At 49.7% G+C, this 1,402-nt stretch carries 1 rRNA gene (only partly in view); it reads left to right on the top strand.

The annotated features are described in order from the left end of the window. Positions 1 to 1,402 (top strand): 23S ribosomal RNA (locus ABHC41_RS14655); its annotated part runs 1,186 nt beyond the window's last position; the annotation flags it as partial.

Raw genomic sequence — 1,402 nt, 5'->3', positions numbered from 1 at the left:
AACGAAGAGGCTATTGTAGACGAAGAGAGTTGGAAAGCTCCGCTATAAAGTGTAACAGCCACGTAGTCAAAACGAGAAGACTTCAGATATGATCCAGAGTACCACGGGACACGTGAAACCCTGTGGGAAGCAGGAGGGACCATCCTCCAAGCCTAAATACTACCTAGTGACCGATAGCGCATAGTACCGTGAGGGAAAGGTGAAAAGAACCCCGGGAGGGGAGTGAAATAGAACCTGAAACCCTGCACTTACAAGCTGTGGGAGCACATTTCTTGTGTGACCGCGTACTTTTTGTAGAACGGGCCAACGAGTTACGTTAAGTAGCAAGGTTAAGCACTTAAGGTGTGGAGCCGTAGCGAAAGCGAGTCTTAAATGGGCGACTTAAGTTACTTGACGTAGACCCGAAACCGGGCGACCTATCCATGAGCAGGTTGAAGCGAAAGTAAAATTTCGTGGAGGACCGAACCCACGAGCGTTGAAAAGCTCGGGGATGACTTGTGGATAGCGGTGAAATTCCAATCGAGCCCGGAGATAGCTGGTTCTCCCCGAAATAGCTTTAGGGCTAGCCTTGAGCTTAGAGAAACGGAGGTAGAGCACTGAATGTCCTAGGGGGTATTGCACTTACCGAAGACTATCAAACTCCGAATGCCGTCTTCTTTTGCTCAGGAGTCAGACTGTGGGTGATAAGATTCATAGTCAAGAGGGCAACAGCCCAGATCGTCAGCTAAGGTCCCTAAATGTACGTTAAGTGGTAAAGGATGTGGGATTGCACAGACAACCAGGATGTTGGCTTAGAAGCAGCCACTCATTTAAAGAGTGCGTAATAGCTCACTGGTCGAGTGATCCTGCGCCGAAAATTTCCGGGGCTAAAACGTACTACCGAAGCTACGGCATCATTTATGATGGGTAGGGGAGCTTCGTATGCAGGCTGAAGCATGACCGTAAGGACATGTGGACAGTATACGAGTGAGAATGTTGGCATGAGTAGCGAGACGTGGGTGAGAATCCCACGGGCCGTAAACCCAAGGTTTCCAGGGGAAGGTTCGTCCGCCCTGGGTTAGTCGGGACCTAAGCCGAGGCCGAAAGGCGTAGGTGATGGACAACAGGTTGATATTCCTGTACCACCAATAACCGTTTGAGGAATGGGATGACACAGTAGGATAAGCTAACCACACTGTTGGTTATGTGTGGCTAAGTACTGAGGCAGTCAAGATAGGCAAATCCGTCTTGATAATGCTAGGGTACGATGGGGAGCCCTTTCGGGCGAAGTAGCTGATTTCACACTGTCGAGAAAAGTCTCTACCGAGGTTAAAGGTGCCCGTACCGTAAACCGACACAGGTGGGTGAGGAGAGTATCCTAAGGCCAGCGAGAGAACTATTGTTAAGGAACTCGGCAAAATGA

The sequence above is a fragment of the Romboutsia sp. 1001216sp1 genome (assembly GCF_039841805.1).
Taxonomy (GTDB): Bacteria; Bacillota; Clostridia; order Peptostreptococcales; family Peptostreptococcaceae; genus Romboutsia_C; species Romboutsia_C hominis.
This window is presented reverse-complemented; position numbering and strand designations above follow the sequence as displayed.